Raw genomic sequence first — 15,027 nt, forward strand, 5'->3', positions numbered from 1 at the left:
CGGGCAATGAGAACGGCCATCCTCCACGCCATAAACTCGGTATCATTTATGACCGTTGACTATGCACTGTTAGCTTTAGGGTTCTTTGCTTTCTGCGGTGGTTTAATTGACGCAGCGGTGGGGGGAGGCGGACTAATACAAGTTCCCGCTCTACTGCACGCGCTCCCTCAGTACAGCCTGGCTACCGTTTTCGGGACGAACAAACTAGCGGTGCTAGCAGGCACGTTAACATCAACACTTCGCTATGCAAGAAACATCAGAATAAAATGGAAGCTTGTGGCACCCATGTCGTTATCTGCACTCGCATCTTCCTATCTCGGGGCTTATTCTGTATCAATTATTCCCAAAATTTTCATGGAGTACGTGGTTTTTAGTCTTCTTATAACCATGGCGACGTACACCTTCTTCAAAAAGGATTTCGGCCACGTCGACCGGAATTTAGATCTGACTACTCGAACCGTACTACTCGGTACTGTCTTGGGAGGGGCTATTGGTTTCTATGATGGTATCTTCGGTCCTGGTAGCGGCAGTCTCCTACTGTTCGTATTTGTCCGGTTTTTCGGGTTTGACTTTCTCAATGCCTCAGTATCAGCAAAGCTGGTAAACGTGGGGACCTTCGGTGCAGCACTGGTATTTTTCATATCATCAGGGAATGTTTTGTGGATGATCGGCGGACTGGTGGCTGCCTGCAACATCGCTGGTTCTGTGACAGGCGTATTCCTGGCGCTGCGATACGGAAGCGGATTGATCAGAACCCTCTTTCTACTAATCTTGGTCTTTCTGATTGGAAGACTGGGCGTGTCTTTGTTCTTATAAATTACCTCCACCGAGACTGCACTGACCCGTTACGCTAGCGGGCCCGATTGACTTGACCACTGGGTTTACCCCCCACCACTGCCGTGAGGGATGTTCGTGCCCGGTATGTATGCGGCCCATCCAGAATGGCTAAAGGAGCCCTGACAGTCTGCGATGCCAGGGCTCAGCCGTAACAACTTAGAACCTGCTCCTTACTGAATCTGCTCCGGCGTCACGATCACCCAGTTTTTGTCTGCCGTCACCGGTAACCCTTCCTTGGCCTGCGCCGCCGCATTCTTCGCGATCATCCCGTTCAACTGGTCCATGTATTTGGCTTTGCGGTTTATCCACAGATGGATGCCACCCTTGCTCACGTCGACGCCATGGAACTGCATGTAACCATCGCTGGTGGGTGTATCGCCGCCGACCAGCACTGGCTTCTTCCATTGATCGATATAGGTCAAAATCGCCGCCTGTTTGCCCGCCATCCAGGTTGCCGGCGTCCACAGATAAGGCGTGAGTTCCAGTCGCTCGTTGGCCTTGGCATCGTAGTGTCCCTCGGCGACCTGCTTGCGCGCGGTCGTCACCTGGCCGCTAGCGCGGTCCTTGAGCAGCAGGCTGACACCGATCACGTTCTGCGGTTTGACGTTGTAACCATATTTGGGATCCGAGGCGACCATGCGTACCAGTTCCTCGGAAGCCGCAGACACCACATAGACCTCGATGCCGTTCTCCATCAATTTGTTGTACAGCTCAGCCTGGCCCTTGAACACCTTCGGCGGCTGCACCTCTATAGACTTGACCTGGTCACCTTCGTAATAGGTGCTGGGGATCGGCTTGTTGGCGGCCATCAGCTCATCCACCTGCACTTTCAGTTCCTTCAAGGTGAACCCCGAGAACACCTGGGCCACCCACGGATAGCAGACCATGTCGTCGATTTCACACAGGCGGTAGTAGTAGCTGAACAGCGTTTCCTTGTGCTCGGCGGTGTCCTTGAAGGGTATGAGCTTGAGCGACGGATCGAGCTTGTCGCGGGTCAGCAGGCCTTTGTTTTCCATGAAAGGCAGCAGGGCCTCTTCGAGGTCATAGCGGTAACTGGTGTTGTCCATGTCGAACACCGCGAAGTTACCTTTGTGGGCGTTGGCAGCAATCATGGCATTCAACTGCCGGGCGGCGTCCGCCGGCCAGTGCTGGAGCTCGGTGGCAAAGGATTCGACACAGCACAGCAGGGCCAAGCCGCCCGCGAGGGCTTTCGAAGCGAACTTCATGTGCGTTTCTCCTGAAAAGACCCAAAGACGCTAGTGCAATCATCCAGGTTCGCGGGCTCCGACAGCGACCCTCATGCAACTCTGGGCGTCGTGGACGTAGGTGTGAGCGACGTGCCTATATTCCAAAAACGACTATGCAAATTATTTTTGGATATAAGTTCGTTTGTTTTCAGCCTGTTAGCATTTGCGTTCGCAATCGCTCACAGAAGCGACGCCCCCTACTGCATTCTCCTGGAGCTTCAATGAACCTGCCGCTGTCTCTCAACCTGCTGGCGTTCCTGGCCCTGCTGCTGGGCCTGGCACAAACCCGCCGCACCGACTGGAGCCTGGCCAAGAAGGTGTTACTCGGTCTGGTGCTGGGCGTGGTCTTCGGCCTGGCCCTGCACACGGTCTACGGCGCCGGCCACCCGGTGCTCAAGGCCACCATCGGCTGGCTCGACCTGGTCGGCAACGGCTATGTCGGCCTGCTGCAGATGATCGTCATGCCGCTGATCTTCGCGTCGATCCTCAGTGCCGTGGCACGCTTGCACAATGCCTCGATGCTCGGCCGCATCAGTGTGCTGACTATCGGCACACTACTGCTGACCACCGCCATCGCCGCCCTGATCGGCATCAGCCTGACCAACCTGTTCGGTCTGAGCGCTGAAGGCCTGGTGGCCGGGGTGCAGGAACACGCGCGCCTGCAGGCCATCCACAGCGACTACGCCGGCAAGGTCGCCGACATCAACGTTCCGCAGCTGCTGCTGTCGTTCATCCCCAGCAACCCGATCGGCGACCTGGCCCGGGCACGACCGACTTCGATCATCGCCGTGGTGATCTTCGCAGTATTCGTCGGCCTTGCCGCGCTGCAATTGATCAAGGATGACGCCGCCCAGGGCGAGCGCGCCCTGTCGGCCATCGATACCCTGCAAGCGTGGGTCATGCGTCTGGTGCGTGTGGTGATGCGGCTCACGCCCTATGGCGTACTGGCCTTGATGACCAAGGTGGTCGCCAGCTCCAACCTGGACGACATCCTCAAGCTCGGCAGCTTCGTATTGGTGTCGTACTTGGGCCTGGGGTTGATGTTCGGGGTGCACGCCATCATCCAGGCGTTGACCGGCGTCAATCCGCTGCGGTTCCTGCGCAAGGTTTGGCCAGTGCTGACCTTCGCCTTCACCAGCCGCTCCAGCGCTGCCAGCATTCCACTGAACATCGAAGCGCAGACCCGCCGCTTGGGCGTGCCGCAGTCGATCGCCAGTTTCAGTGCCTCGTTCGGCACCACCATCGGCCAGAACGGCTGCGCCGGACTGTACCCGGCGATGCTGGCGGTGATGGTCGCCCCGACCGTGGGCATCGACCCGTTCGACCCCTTGTGGATCGCCACGCTGGTGGCCATCGTCACCCTGAGTTCGGCCGGGGTGGCCGGGGTGGGCGGTGGCGCGACCTTCGCCGCCCTGATCGTGCTCCCGGCCATGGGCCTGCCAGTCGAATTGGTGGCGCTGCTGATTTCCGTGGAGCCGCTGATCGACATGGGCCGCACGGCGTTGAACGTGAATGGTTCGATGACCGCGGGCGTGGTGACCAGCCAACTGCTCAAGGAAACCGACAAAGACTTGTTGGGCGGCGATGAGCATGCCGAGTTGAAGCACTCCTGAGCTATCGGGGCTGCAGTGCAGCCCCGATAAACTCAACGCCTGTCCCAAACCTCGAAATGATACGCAGGCTTGCCTTCTTCAGCCTGCGCCTCGCTCGACACCCGCTGCCACTGCGCCATATCGAATTCGGGGAACCAGGCGTCGCCCTCCGGCTGCAGCTCGACCCGGGTCAGGTACATCCGGCTCACCAGCCCCTTCTCCAACGCCTGCGCGTACAACTGCGCCCCGCCGATCAGCATCAACTCGCCCACGCCTTGTTCGCGCGCCCATTGCTCGGCTCGCACCAGCGCAGCCTCCAGCGAAGCGAACACCTCGGCGCCAGCCAATTGCAGACCCGGCTGACGACTGACCACGACGTTCAGCCGCCCCGGTAACGGCCGCCCCAGCGAATCCCAGGTCTTGCGGCCCATGATGATCGGCTTGCCCAGGGTGGTTGCCTTGAAGTACTTGAAGTCCCCCGGCAGGTGCCAGGGCATGGAATTGTCGATGCCGATGACGCGGTTCTCGGCATGAGCCGCGATCAGGCTGAGGGGAAGTGATGTATTCATGCCAGCGAGGATAGCACCCGGCGTGTGGGTTATGCTTCTGCCCTGAACCGTGCAATGGAAGAGCTTGTGACTGCACCTACATCACTGGACAAACGTTGGCTCACCGAAGCGGTGCGCCTGCGCGAGGAACAGGCTGGTCCCCTGGAGGATCAGGAAGCCAACCGCCATGCCCGACAGCAAGGCGGCGACCTGGCTACGCGGATCGAGACCCGGGCGCTGTTCCTGGCCGAGCGCGACGGCATGAGCGCCGCCCTGGGTCGCTGGAAGCAAGGCGCTCGCCTGGCGCTGTTGGCCCTGGCGCTGCTGGCCGTGGTCAGCGGCTCTGGGCTGGCCTTCGCCGCCTTGGGCGATGGCCAGCGACCGGTCAACGTATTCTGGGCCTTGGGCAGCCTGTTGGGGCTCAACCTGCTGATGCTGCTGGGCTGGGCTGCGGGTCTGATGCTCAGCGGCGAGCATGGCGCCAGCCTCGGGCGGTTGTGGCTGTGGTTGAGCGAACGCTTCGCCCGCGATGCCAAGGCCGCCCAGCTGGCCCCCGCCCTGCTCGTGCTGCTGCAACGCCAGCGCCTGAACCGCTGGGTGTTGGGCGCGCTGGTGCATGGCCTGTGGCTACTGGCGATGCTGACGGCACTCGCCATGCTTCTGGCATTGCTGGCCACCCGCCGCTATGGCTTCGTCTGGGAAACCACGTTGCTGGCGGCCGAACCGTTCATTCGCCTGACCCAGACCCTCGGCGCCCTGCCCTCGCTGCTGGGCTTCGCCGTGCCGGACGAAACCATGATCCGCGCCAGCGGCGCGACCCTTCCGGCCCTGGACATCGCCCGTCAGGCCTGGGCCAGTTGGTTGCTCGGCGTAGTCCTGGTTTATGGCCTGCTGCCGCGCCTGCTGTTGGCCGGCCTGTGCCTGTGGCGCTGGCGCCAGGGCCGCGAGCGCCTGGCCCTGGACCTCAGCCTGCCGGGCTATGCGCAACTGCGCGAGGTCCTGATGCCGCGCAGCGAGCGGATCGGTGTGCAGGATGCCGCGCCCGAGAGCTTGCCGCAATTCCAGGCCGGCCAGTTGGAAAGCGGCAGCAGCGGTGCCCTTCTGGTCGGCCTCGAACTGGACGAGCAGCGCCCCTGGCCGCCGGCAATGCCCAAGGCTGTGACCAACGCCGGCGTGCTCGACAGCCGCGAGTCGCGCAACCGCCTGCTCGAACAGCTCAGCCGCTTTCCGCCGGCGCGCCTGGCCATCGCCTGCGACCCGCGGCGCTCGCCCGACCGCGGCAGCCTGGCACTGCTCGCGGAGCTGGCGCGTTACGCCGGTGCGACGCGCATCTGGCTGCTCCAGGCCGAGCCGGGCCAGGCCCTGGACGCGCAACGCCTGGGCGATTGGCACGAAGCCCTCGACCGCCTCGGCCTGCCCCACGCCGACACCTCGCCCCTGACCTGGCTGGAGCATGGCCATGACTGAGCCGCTGAAACTGGCCGTGGTCGGCCACACCAACGTCGGCAAGACCTCGCTGCTGCGCACCCTGACCCGCGACATCGGCTTTGGCGAGGTTTCCCACCGTCCGAGCACCACCCGCCACGTCGAAGGTGCACGCCTGTCGGTGGACGGCGAGCCACTGCTTGAACTCTATGACACCCCTGGCCTGGAAGACGCCATCGCCCTGCTCGACTACCTGGAACGCCTGGAGCGCCCAGGCGAACGCCTGGACGGTCCGGCGCGCCTCGCTCGCTTCCTGCAAGGCAGCGAGGCCCGCCAGCGATTCGAACAGGAGGCCAAGGTGCTGCGCCAGTTGCTGGCCAGCGATGCCGGCCTGTATGTGATCGACGTACGCGAGCCGGTGCTGGCCAAGTACCGCGACGAGCTGGAGGTACTCGCCGGCTGCGGCAAGCCATTGCTGCCGGTGCTGAACTTCGTGGCCAGCGACCAGCACCGCGAGCCCGAATGGCGCGAAGCCCTGGCCCGCCTTGGCCTGCATGCGCTGGTGCGGTTCGACAGCGTGGCGCCGCCAGAAGATGGCGAGCGGCGCCTCTACGAAAGCCTGGCGTTGCTGCTCGAAGATGCCCGCCCGGCCCTGCAACGGCTGATCGACGACCAGCAGGCGCAGCGTCTGGCCCGTCAGCACAGCGGCAAGCGCCTGATCGCCGAACTGCTGCTCGACTGCGCCGCCTGCCGGCGCAGTGTCCAGGCCGAACCTGCCGCCGAAGCCAAGGCCATCGAGGCGCTGCGCCAAGACGTTCGCCAGCGCGAGCAACGCTGCGTCGAGGCATTGCTCAAGCTGTATGCCTTCCGCCGCGAGGACGCCAACGCGGGAGACCTGCCACTGCTCGATGGCCGCTGGGGCGATGACCTGTTCAACCCTGAAACCCTGAAATTGCTCGGTGTACGCCTGGGCAGCGGCGTGGCAGCGGGTGCCGCAGCCGGAGCCGGGGTCGACCTGCTGGTGGGCGGGCTGACCCTCGGCATCGCCGCACTGGCCGGTGCCGTTGCCGGAGGCGCGCTGCAAACGGCGCGCAACTATGGGTCGCGGCTGATGGGCAAGCTCAAGGGGCAGCGGGAACTGACCGTGGATGACACCGTGCTGCGGTTGCTGGCCTTGCGCCAACAGCAGTTGATGGCGGCGCTGGACCGCCGTGGGCATGCAGCGCAGGACAGCATTCGCCTCGCACCGCTGGATGAAAAGGCCTGGCGCGAAGGCAAGCTGCCGGAGGCCTTGAGCAAGGCAAGGGCGCACCCGCAGTGGTCGACGCTCAACCCAGGGGCGAAGGTGAACCAGGCGGAGCGGCAGGAGCAACTCGAGGCGCTGGTTTTGCAGATTTAAGGGGGCTGTAAGGGCTGGCTTGAGAGGTGTAGCGCCGTTGAGATCGAGCGCCGCCCGCGCGGCGCTCGATCTCGTGAACACCACACCCCTCAAGACAGACCCTACTGCGCCACCTTCTCCGACTTGCCGTCATAGCGCTTGCGCCACTCGGCCAGAATCTGGTCGCGGTTCTTCGAAGCCCAGGCGAAGTCGTTCTTGATCAACCGCTGTTCATAGTCGGCCGGCAGTTCTGTCTGGGGTTTGGCGATCCCGGGCGCGGCCAATACCGCGAAGTTTTCCTTGTACAGCTCCATCGCCGCCGGGCTTGCCGAGAAATCGGCAAGGCGCCTGGCGGCATCGGCCTTGGCCGAGCCCTTGATCACCGCGGTGGCCTCGATTTCCCAACCCAGACCTTCCTTGGGCAGCACGATGTCCAGCGGCGCGCCCTGGCGCTTGAGCTGTACTGCCGGGTACTCGAACGAGATACCGATTGGGAATTCACCCGACGCCGCCAGCTTGCAAGGCTTGGAACCGGAGTGAACGTATTGGCCGATGTTCTGGTGCAGGTCATCCATGTAGGTCCAGCCCTGCGGCTCGCCAAAGGTCTGCAGCCAGGCGCTCACGTCGAGGAAGCCCGTGCCGGACGAGGCCGGGTTGGGCATGACTATCTTGCCCCTGTACTCAGGCTTGGTCAGGTCCTGCCAGCTCACCGGCTTGCTCAAGCCCTGCCTCTCGGCCTCGATGGTGTTGAAGCAGATGGTCGCGGCCCACACGTCCATGCCGACCCAGGCCGGCGGATTGGCCGCATCGCGGTAGTTGGGCGAAATCTTGCCCAGGTCTTTCGGTGCGTAGGCTTCAAGCATGCCGTTCTGGTCGAGGATGGCCAGGCTGGACGCTGCGAGCCCCCAGACCGCATCCGCCTGTGGGCGGTCTTTTTCGGCCAGCAGTTTGGCGGTGATGATCCCGGTGGAGTCACGCACCCATTTGATCTCGATGTCCGGGTTGGCCTTTTCGAACGCCTGCTTGTAGCTGCGCAGCTGCTCGGCTTCCAGGGCGGTGTAGACGGTCAACTGGGTGGCTGCGGCCGAAGCCTGCAGGCTGAAGACGGCGGATACGGCAGCGGCAAGTGCGAGGGGCTTGAACATGATGCGGTTCCTATCGTTTGGGCAATCGGTCAGTGACCGGGCGCACGTTGGCGCCAGGCCTGGGAGCGGCGCAGCAGGCCACGCGAAGCCGCGGCCAGCAGCAGGGACGCGGCAGCGCTGGTGAGCAGGATCAGGGTCGACATGGCGGCAGCACCACCGACGTTGCCGGCGTCGTCCATGTTCAGCACCGCGACGGCAGCCAGGATGGTGTCGGGGCTGTAGAGGAAGATCGCCGCCGAGACGGTGGTCATCGCCGAGACGAACAGGTAGCGAACGATATCCAGCAGCGCAGGCAGGCAGATCGGCACGGTGACCCGTACGAAGTGCTTGTACAGCGGCGCCTTGAGCGACAGCGCGGCGGCCTCGAACTCGCCATCGAGCTGGCGCAGCGCGGTGGTCGCGGTCATCTGCGCAGTGGTCAGGTAGTGAGCGACGGTGCACAGCACCAACAGCGCCATGCTGCCGTAGAACACGTGCAACGGGTTGCCGGCGAAGTTGAAGAAGAATACGTAACCCAGCCCCAGCACCAGGCCCGGCACCGCCATGGGGATGAAGCTCAGCAGGCGCAGGATCTGGTTGAGCAGGCGCTGACCCTGGGTCTTCTCCATCAGGTAGGCCCCGGTGAAGATCACCAGGCTGCCGACCAGCGCGGTGCAAATGGCCATGGTCACGCTATTGCGGTAGGCCAGCCAGCCACCGCCTGCCGTGTCCTCGAACAGGTAGTGCTTGAACGACAAGGTCAGGTTGTATGGCCAAAAGGTGACCAGCGACGAATACACCGCCATGCCGATCACCACCAGCAGCACCGCGCAGACCAACGCCACCACGGTCAGGAAGCAGGCATCACGCATCCGTGACGGCTTGGGCTCGAAGACCTGGGCACGACCACTCATGGCGTCGCCCTGACGTCGACGCAGCCAGGCATCGACGGCGAAGCTCAGCAGCGCCGGCACCAGCAGCACCATGCCGATCAACGCACCACGGCCGAACTGTTGCTGACCGACCACCGCCTTGTACGCCTCCAGTGCCAGCACCTGGTAGTCGCCACCGACCACGACCGGAACGCCGAAGTCGGTGATGGTCAAGGTGAACACCAGGCAGAAAGCCGCGAATACCGCCTGGCGCGACGCCGGCCAGGTGATGCTGGAGAACGCCCGCCACGGCCCGGCACCCATGCTCGACGCCGCATCGAACAGCCGCGCATCGGCCAGCGACAGGGCCGAGAGCAGGATCATCAGCGCATGCGGGAAGGTGTAGATGGCTTCGCCCAGAACGATGCCCCAGAAACCATAGATGTTGTCGCTGAGCAAATGGCGCAGCAGGCCCTGGTTGCCGAACAGGTAGACCAGGGCGATGGCCGGCAGCATCGACGGCGCCAGCAGCGGCAACAGCGAGATGCCGCGCCATAGGCCCTTGGCCGGGATCAGCGTGCGTTGCAGGGCATAGGCGAACAGATAGGCCAGCGGCACCACGACGGCGGCCACGGTGCAGGCGACCGCCAGACTGTTGCCCAGCAGCCAGCGGAAGTTGGCACTGGCGAACATCTCGCGTGCCGCCAGCAAGCCACCGCCCTGTCCGGCGTCACCGCTCAAGCCACGCCAGAAGATCGCCAGCAACGGCATCACCACCGCCAGCAGCAGGAGCACCAGCAGCAAGCTCTTACCGCCGATCACGAACAATCGATCGCCCGCGGCAGTGGCAGCGTACGAGGCACGCTTGGCCTGTCCGAGGGGCAGGGTCATTGGCGCGGCCATCTCAGGCGAACACCTGCAGGCTGTGCGGCGGCACCGCCACCCAGATGTCTTGCGAGCCCAGACATGGCATGGCTTCCGGCGCCAGCTCGGCAAGCAACGAATGACCTGGCAGGGCCTTGAACTCGAAGCTCATGCGGCAACGGTTGCCAAGGAAGGTAATCTCGTTGAGCTTGGCCGGGAACAGGTTTTCCTCGTGCACCAATGGGTTGACGGTGATCGCTTCCGGGCGGCAGAACAGTCGGCCATTGGCCAACGGCGCAACACCCGGGGCCAAGCGCATATTCATGCCACCGACCTGCGCATGGCTGTCGCTGCTGCGCTGGAACGGCAACCAATTGCCTTGGCCGACGAAATCAGCAACGAACGGCGTGGCCGGGCGCTCGTAGATGGCCTGCGGTGGGGCGTACTGCTCGACCTGGCCGTTATTCATCACGGCGATACGGTCGGCCATCAGCATGGCCTCGTCCTGGTTGTGGGTCACCATCAGCGTGGTGATGCCGAGCTGGCGTTGCAGTTGGCGCAGTTCACCGCACAAATGCTCGCGGACACGGGCGTCGAGCGCCGACATCGGCTCATCGAGCAGCAACAACGAAGGTGCCGGGGCCAGCGCCCGGGCCAGCGCCACCCGCTGCTGCTGACCACCGGACAACTGGCCGGGGTATTTCTTTTCGCTGCCGGCAAGGCCAACCAGTTCGAGCATCTCGGCCACTCGCTGGCGACTCGCGTCGCGGCCACTGCCGGTCAGGCCGTAGGCGATGTTGGCCTCGACCGTGAGGTTGGGGAACAGCGCGTAGGACTGGAACAGGATGCCGTAATCACGGGCCTGGGGCGGCAGTTCGGAGATGTCTCGCTCGCCGATATACAGCTCGCCGCGGTCTTGGCGCTCGAGCCCGGCGATGCAGCGCAACAGGGTGGTCTTGCCACAGCCCGACGGGCCCAGCAGGCACACGAGCTCGCCAGCGGAAACGTCCAGCGAGACATCGTTGAGCGCGGTGAAAGCGCCGAAACGTTTGTGGATACCGCGCACTTTCATCTGTGCGCCTGGAGTGGCGTGGTTCATGGCGAGGCCTCATCGAACAAGTGAGGCCATGCTAGGAAGGCAGTGCGAAGGTTGTGTGGCTTTAGGGCAAAAGCGGGTGATAGTGGTATAGGTAGATTTTGTAGTGAACTTGAGGGCCCTTTCGCGGGCAAGCCCGCTCCTACAGGTACTGCACGGAGCCAGAGAGCGAAGCAGTACCTGTGGGAGCGGGCTTGCCCGCGAAGAAGACGACGCTAGAACTGCGACCCGGCCACTTCCTGCGCCACCCCCAGAAAGGCCGCCGGCAACCGGGCCTGGCGCCGCTCTTTCAGGCAATACAGGTATTCGTGCATCACCGGCGCATCCTCCAGCGCCAACACCCGCAGCTCGGCGTTATGCGGCACCTCATGGCGGGCGATGACGCTGATGCCGATGTTGCGCAGCACCGCCTCGCGGATCGACTCGCGACTGCCGATCTCCAACAGCGTCCCGGCCTTGACCCCCGCCGCGTGCATCATCTGCTCGGTGAGCCTGCGCGTGATCGAACCCTGCTCACGCATCAACAGGCAGTGCCCGGCCAGGGCCTCGATGGACACGCTCTGGCGTTGCGCCAGCGGGTGATTGCGGTGTACGGCCACCACCAACGGGTCGGTCCCCAGCACCCGCCGCACCAGGCGCGTGTCTTCGACCAGTTGCGACGAAGCCGCGATATCGACCCGGTAGTCCTCGAGCAATTCCAGCACCTGCTGAGAGTTGCCGATTTCCATCGCCACCTCGACCTGGGGCAGTCGCTCGCGGAAAATCTTCACCAGGTCGAGGATGTAGTAAGGCGCCGTGGCGGCGATACGCAGGTTGCCCTGCTGTTGGCCGCTGTTACGCAATTCGAACTCGATGTCGGCCTCCTGCTGGAGCAGCGCCTTGACCCTAGGCAGCAGGCGTGCGCCCGCTTCGCTCAGCACCAGACGCCGGCCCCCGCGGAAGAACAGCTCCACCGCGTATTGGCTCTCCAGGTTGCGGATCTGGGTGGTCACCGTCGGCTGGCTGAGCCCGAGCTTCTTCGCCGCCTGGGTGATGCTGCCCAGACGGGCCACCATGTAGAAGGCTTTGAGCTCGGCACTCAGCATTGCAGGACCTCATTACTTGCGCAGCAGGCGCAGACCGTTGAACACCACCAGCAGGCTTACACCCATGTCGGCGAACACCGCCATCCACAGAGTGGCCATACCGGCAAAGGTGATCGCCAGGAAAATCGCCTTGATGCCCAACGCCAGAACGATGTTCTGCATCAGGATCGCCGCACTTTGGCGGGACAGCCTGACGAACGCGGGGATTTTGCGCAAGTCGTCATCCATCAGCGCCACATCGGCAGTCTCGATAGCCGTGTCGGTGCCAGCCGCAGCCATGGCAAAGCCGATCTCGGCGCGGGCCAAGGCCGGCGCGTCGTTGATACCATCGCCGACCATGCCCACCCGATGGCCCTCGGCATATAGCCGCTCGATGCTCTGCAGCTTATCGGCGGGCAGCAGGTCGCCTTCGGCGCGGTCGATGCCCACCTGGGCGGCGATGGCCTGGGCAGTGTGCGGATTGTCACCGGTGAGCATGACCGTCTTGATCCCCAGCCCATGCAATTCGGCGATGGCCTCGCGGCTGCTGTCCTTGACCGTGTCAGCCACGGCGAACAGCGCCAGCGGGCCGGCGCGGTCGAGCAACAGGACCACGGTCTTGCCTTGGCGCTCCAGGGCATCGAGCTGCACCTCCAGTGCCGGCGAGCACAGCCCCAACTCCTCGACCAGGCGGTGATTGCCCAGATGGTAGGTTTCACCGTCGATCTCACCGCGCACGCCACGGCCCGCCAGGGCAGCGAAACCATCGACCTCGCTCAGCGGCAAGCCCTGCGCTTTGGCGAACTGGGCAATGGCGCGCGAGACCGGATGGTCCGAGCGCTCGGCCAGGCTGGCGGCCAGCGCCTGGGCCCGGCCTTCGACCCGTGGGTCGAGCACCTGGGCGTCGGTCTGCACCGGCTTGCCATGGGTCAGCGTGCCGGTCTTGTCCAAGGCCAGGAAGTCCAGCTTACGGCCGCCCTCCAGGTACACACCCCCCTTGATCAGGATGCCTTTACGCGCCGCGGCAGCCAGTCCGCTGACGATGGTCACCGGGGTAGAGATCACCAAGGCACAGGGGCAGGCCACCACCAGCAACACCAGGGCCCGGTAAACCCAGTCGAACCAGGCAGCGGCCATGAACAGCGGCGGAATGATCGCCACGGCCAACGCCAAGGCGAACACCGCAGGGGTGTACACCCGCGAGAAGCGGTCGACGAAGCGCTGCGTGGGTGCCCGCGCACCTTGCGCCTCCTCCACCGCCTTGACGATCCGCGCCAGAGTCGATTGCCCGGCAGCGGCCGTGACCCGGTACTCCAACGCACCAGCCTGGTTGATCGTGCCGGCGAACAACTGATCGCCCACGGTCTTCTCGACCGGCAGGCTTTCACCGGTGATAGGTGCCTGATCGACACTGGACTGCCCGCTGGTGACCTCACCGTCCAGACCGACCCGCTCACCGGGGCGCAGTCGCACACGCGCGCCCACCGTTACCTCACGGACCTCGACCTCGCGCCACTGGCCGTCCGCTTGCCTGACCGTGGCCATGTCCGGAGTCAGCTGCATCAGGCCGCTGATGGCATTGCGCGCGCGATCCAGCGAGCGCGCCTCGATCAGTTCGGCGACGGTGAACAGCACCATCACCATGGCGGCCTCCGGCCACTGGCCGATCAGTACCGCGCCGGTCACGGCGATGCTCATCAGCGCGTTGATGTTCAGATTGCGATTCTTAAGGGCGATCCAGCCCTTCTTGTAGGTCCCCAGGCCACAACCAAGGATGGCGGCCAACGCCAACAGCGCCACGACCCACTCAGGGGCGAGCGCTGCGAAGTGCACGATCTCCGCAGCGATCGCGGCGGCGCCAGACAGTGCCAGCGGCCACCAGCGGGTCGCATGGGACTGCGCTGCGCTGCCAATGACCTCCTCGGCAGCATCGAGCGGCTCGGCTTTCATGCCCAAGCTGTCGATGGCGCGCTCGATCTCGATGGTATCGCCCAATGTGTGGCGCACCCCGAGAACGCGGTTGATCAGGTTGAACTCCAACTGCTCGATGCCTGCCAGCTTGCCCAGCTTGTCCTGGATCAGAGTCTGCTCGGTGGGGCAGTCCATGGCCTCGATGCGAAAACGGCTGAGCTGAGCCGAGTCGCTGGCGTCCTGGGTCAATTGCACCCGGGACGGCGCGGCATGCGAGCCACAGCACGCGTGGGCGTGGGCATGCTCGTGATCATGATCGTGGCTGACAGGCTGGTTCATGGGATCGTCCTTAAATGGGCCTGTTGCCAAGTGAACACCCTGTAGCCACTATAGGGTCAAGCCATCTGCTGGAGTTTCGCCCTTGACATCCTCCCCGCCCTACAGGACGGGGATTCCTACAGGTAGACGGCCATGCCCGACCGCGAGAATGTTCTTCGCCGCGTTAATGTCGCGGTCGTGAGTGACACCACACTCACACGTCCATTCTCTTATTCCAAGGCCGGTCCTACCTTTCGGACTACTGGGCGGGAGTACGCCGCAATGCGAACAGGCTTGGGTGGTGTACGCTTCGTTGACTTCACGAAAAACGATGCCTGCGCTATCGCACTTGTAAGACAGCATCGTTTTCAACATGCCCCAACCGGCGTCGTGCACCGACTTGGCCATTTGGGTCTTAGCCAACGCTTTGGGCTTGACGTTGCCAACAACGATCAGCCCGCACCGCTGCACAAGCGCGGTGCTGAATTTGTGAAGTGCATCCTTGCGACGGTTCGCGATCTTGGCGTGGATGGCTCGGGCGCGGGTTTTCTTGCCGGCACGCTGGGCAGTGGCCAACTTGCCTTCAAGGTCACGGTAGAACCGTCCAGCCTCAAGGGCGCTGCCGTCGCTACAGGTGGCCGTGGTTTTCAACCCAAGGTCGATACCGATTTCATCCTGTCCGGCTGGGCAAGTACGTTCGACCTCAACACACACGTTGAAGTACCAACGGCCACGGGCATCTTCGCTAAAG

At 63.7% G+C, this 15,027-nt stretch carries 12 protein-coding genes; 4 read left to right on the forward strand and 8 right to left on the reverse strand.

The window, feature by feature from the left end; all coding sequences use genetic code 11:
- Positions 1–48 precede the first annotated feature (48 nt).
- Entirely contained in the window at positions 49–816 is a 768-nt protein-coding gene (locus tag E2H86_RS04455; RefSeq protein WP_133325122.1) for a sulfite exporter TauE/SafE family protein, read from the forward strand.
- Positions 817–1,007: 191 nt separating this feature from the next.
- Here E2H86_RS04455 and E2H86_RS04460 read toward each other — a convergent pair whose 3' ends face one another.
- On the reverse strand, positions 1,008–2,063 hold the full coding sequence (locus E2H86_RS04460) for a haloacid dehalogenase-like hydrolase (protein WP_133325124.1): 1,056 nt from the start codon (positions 2,061–2,063) through the stop codon (positions 1,008–1,010).
- A 242-nt stretch (positions 2,064–2,305) separates the two neighbouring features.
- Here E2H86_RS04460 and E2H86_RS04465 point away from each other — a divergent pair, with 242 nt between their 5' ends.
- Positions 2,306–3,697 carry an L-cystine transporter gene (locus tag E2H86_RS04465; protein ID WP_133325126.1) on the forward strand — a complete coding sequence of 464 codons (1,392 nt, stop codon included), beginning with the start codon at positions 2,306–2,308 and terminating at the stop codon, positions 3,695–3,697.
- Between the two features lie 32 nt (positions 3,698–3,729).
- Here E2H86_RS04465 and E2H86_RS04470 read toward each other — a convergent pair whose 3' ends face one another.
- Positions 3,730–4,245 carry a dihydrofolate reductase gene (locus E2H86_RS04470; protein WP_133325128.1) on the reverse strand — a complete coding sequence of 172 codons (516 nt, stop codon included), beginning with the start codon at positions 4,243–4,245 and terminating at the stop codon, positions 3,730–3,732.
- Between the two features lie 54 nt (positions 4,246–4,299).
- Between E2H86_RS04470 and E2H86_RS04475 the strand changes: the two genes are divergently transcribed.
- Positions 4,300–5,691, forward strand: coding sequence for a DUF2868 domain-containing protein (locus E2H86_RS04475; protein ID WP_133325130.1), 1,392 nt, complete (start codon positions 4,300–4,302; stop codon positions 5,689–5,691).
- Positions 5,684–7,048 (forward strand): GTPase/DUF3482 domain-containing protein, encoded by a 1,365-nt coding sequence (locus E2H86_RS04480; RefSeq protein ID WP_133325132.1) that lies wholly within the window; start codon positions 5,684–5,686, stop codon positions 7,046–7,048. Before E2H86_RS04475 ends, E2H86_RS04480 begins: the two co-directional genes overlap by 8 nt.
- 101 nt (positions 7,049–7,149) lie before the next feature.
- Here E2H86_RS04480 and E2H86_RS04485 read toward each other — a convergent pair whose 3' ends face one another.
- The 6 genes from E2H86_RS04485 to E2H86_RS04515 form a co-directional block, all read right to left on the reverse strand.
- Complete coding sequence (locus E2H86_RS04485; protein ID WP_133325134.1) at positions 7,150–8,172, reverse strand: putative 2-aminoethylphosphonate ABC transporter substrate-binding protein; 1,023 nt, start codon at positions 8,170–8,172, stop codon at positions 7,150–7,152.
- Between the two features lie 29 nt (positions 8,173–8,201).
- Positions 8,202–9,926: a putative 2-aminoethylphosphonate ABC transporter permease subunit gene (locus tag E2H86_RS04490; RefSeq protein WP_133325136.1), complete on the reverse strand. Its 1,725-nt coding sequence runs from the start codon at positions 9,924–9,926 to the stop codon at positions 8,202–8,204.
- Position 9,927: 1 nt separating this feature from the next.
- Positions 9,928–10,986 carry a putative 2-aminoethylphosphonate ABC transporter ATP-binding protein gene (locus E2H86_RS04495; RefSeq protein ID WP_133325138.1) on the reverse strand — a complete coding sequence of 353 codons (1,059 nt, stop codon included), beginning with the start codon at positions 10,984–10,986 and terminating at the stop codon, positions 9,928–9,930.
- Between the two features lie 212 nt (positions 10,987–11,198).
- The gene (locus E2H86_RS04505; RefSeq protein WP_133325140.1) at positions 11,199–12,068 is read right to left on the reverse strand and encodes a LysR family transcriptional regulator; all 870 of its coding nucleotides are present in this window, start codon (positions 12,066–12,068) and stop codon (positions 11,199–11,201) included.
- Between the two features lie 12 nt (positions 12,069–12,080).
- Positions 12,081–14,297: a heavy metal translocating P-type ATPase gene (locus E2H86_RS04510; RefSeq protein ID WP_133325142.1), complete on the reverse strand. Its 2,217-nt coding sequence runs from the start codon at positions 14,295–14,297 to the stop codon at positions 12,081–12,083.
- A gap of 99 nt (positions 14,298–14,396) precedes the next feature.
- Complete coding sequence (locus tag E2H86_RS04515) at positions 14,397–14,990, reverse strand: RNA-guided endonuclease InsQ/TnpB family protein (RefSeq protein ID WP_243744029.1); 594 nt, start codon at positions 14,988–14,990, stop codon at positions 14,397–14,399.
- Positions 14,991–15,027: the final 37 nt, after the last annotated feature.

It is taken from the genome of Pseudomonas putida (assembly GCF_004357765.1).
GTDB classification, from domain to species: domain Bacteria; phylum Pseudomonadota; class Gammaproteobacteria; order Pseudomonadales; family Pseudomonadaceae; genus Aquipseudomonas; species Aquipseudomonas putida_U.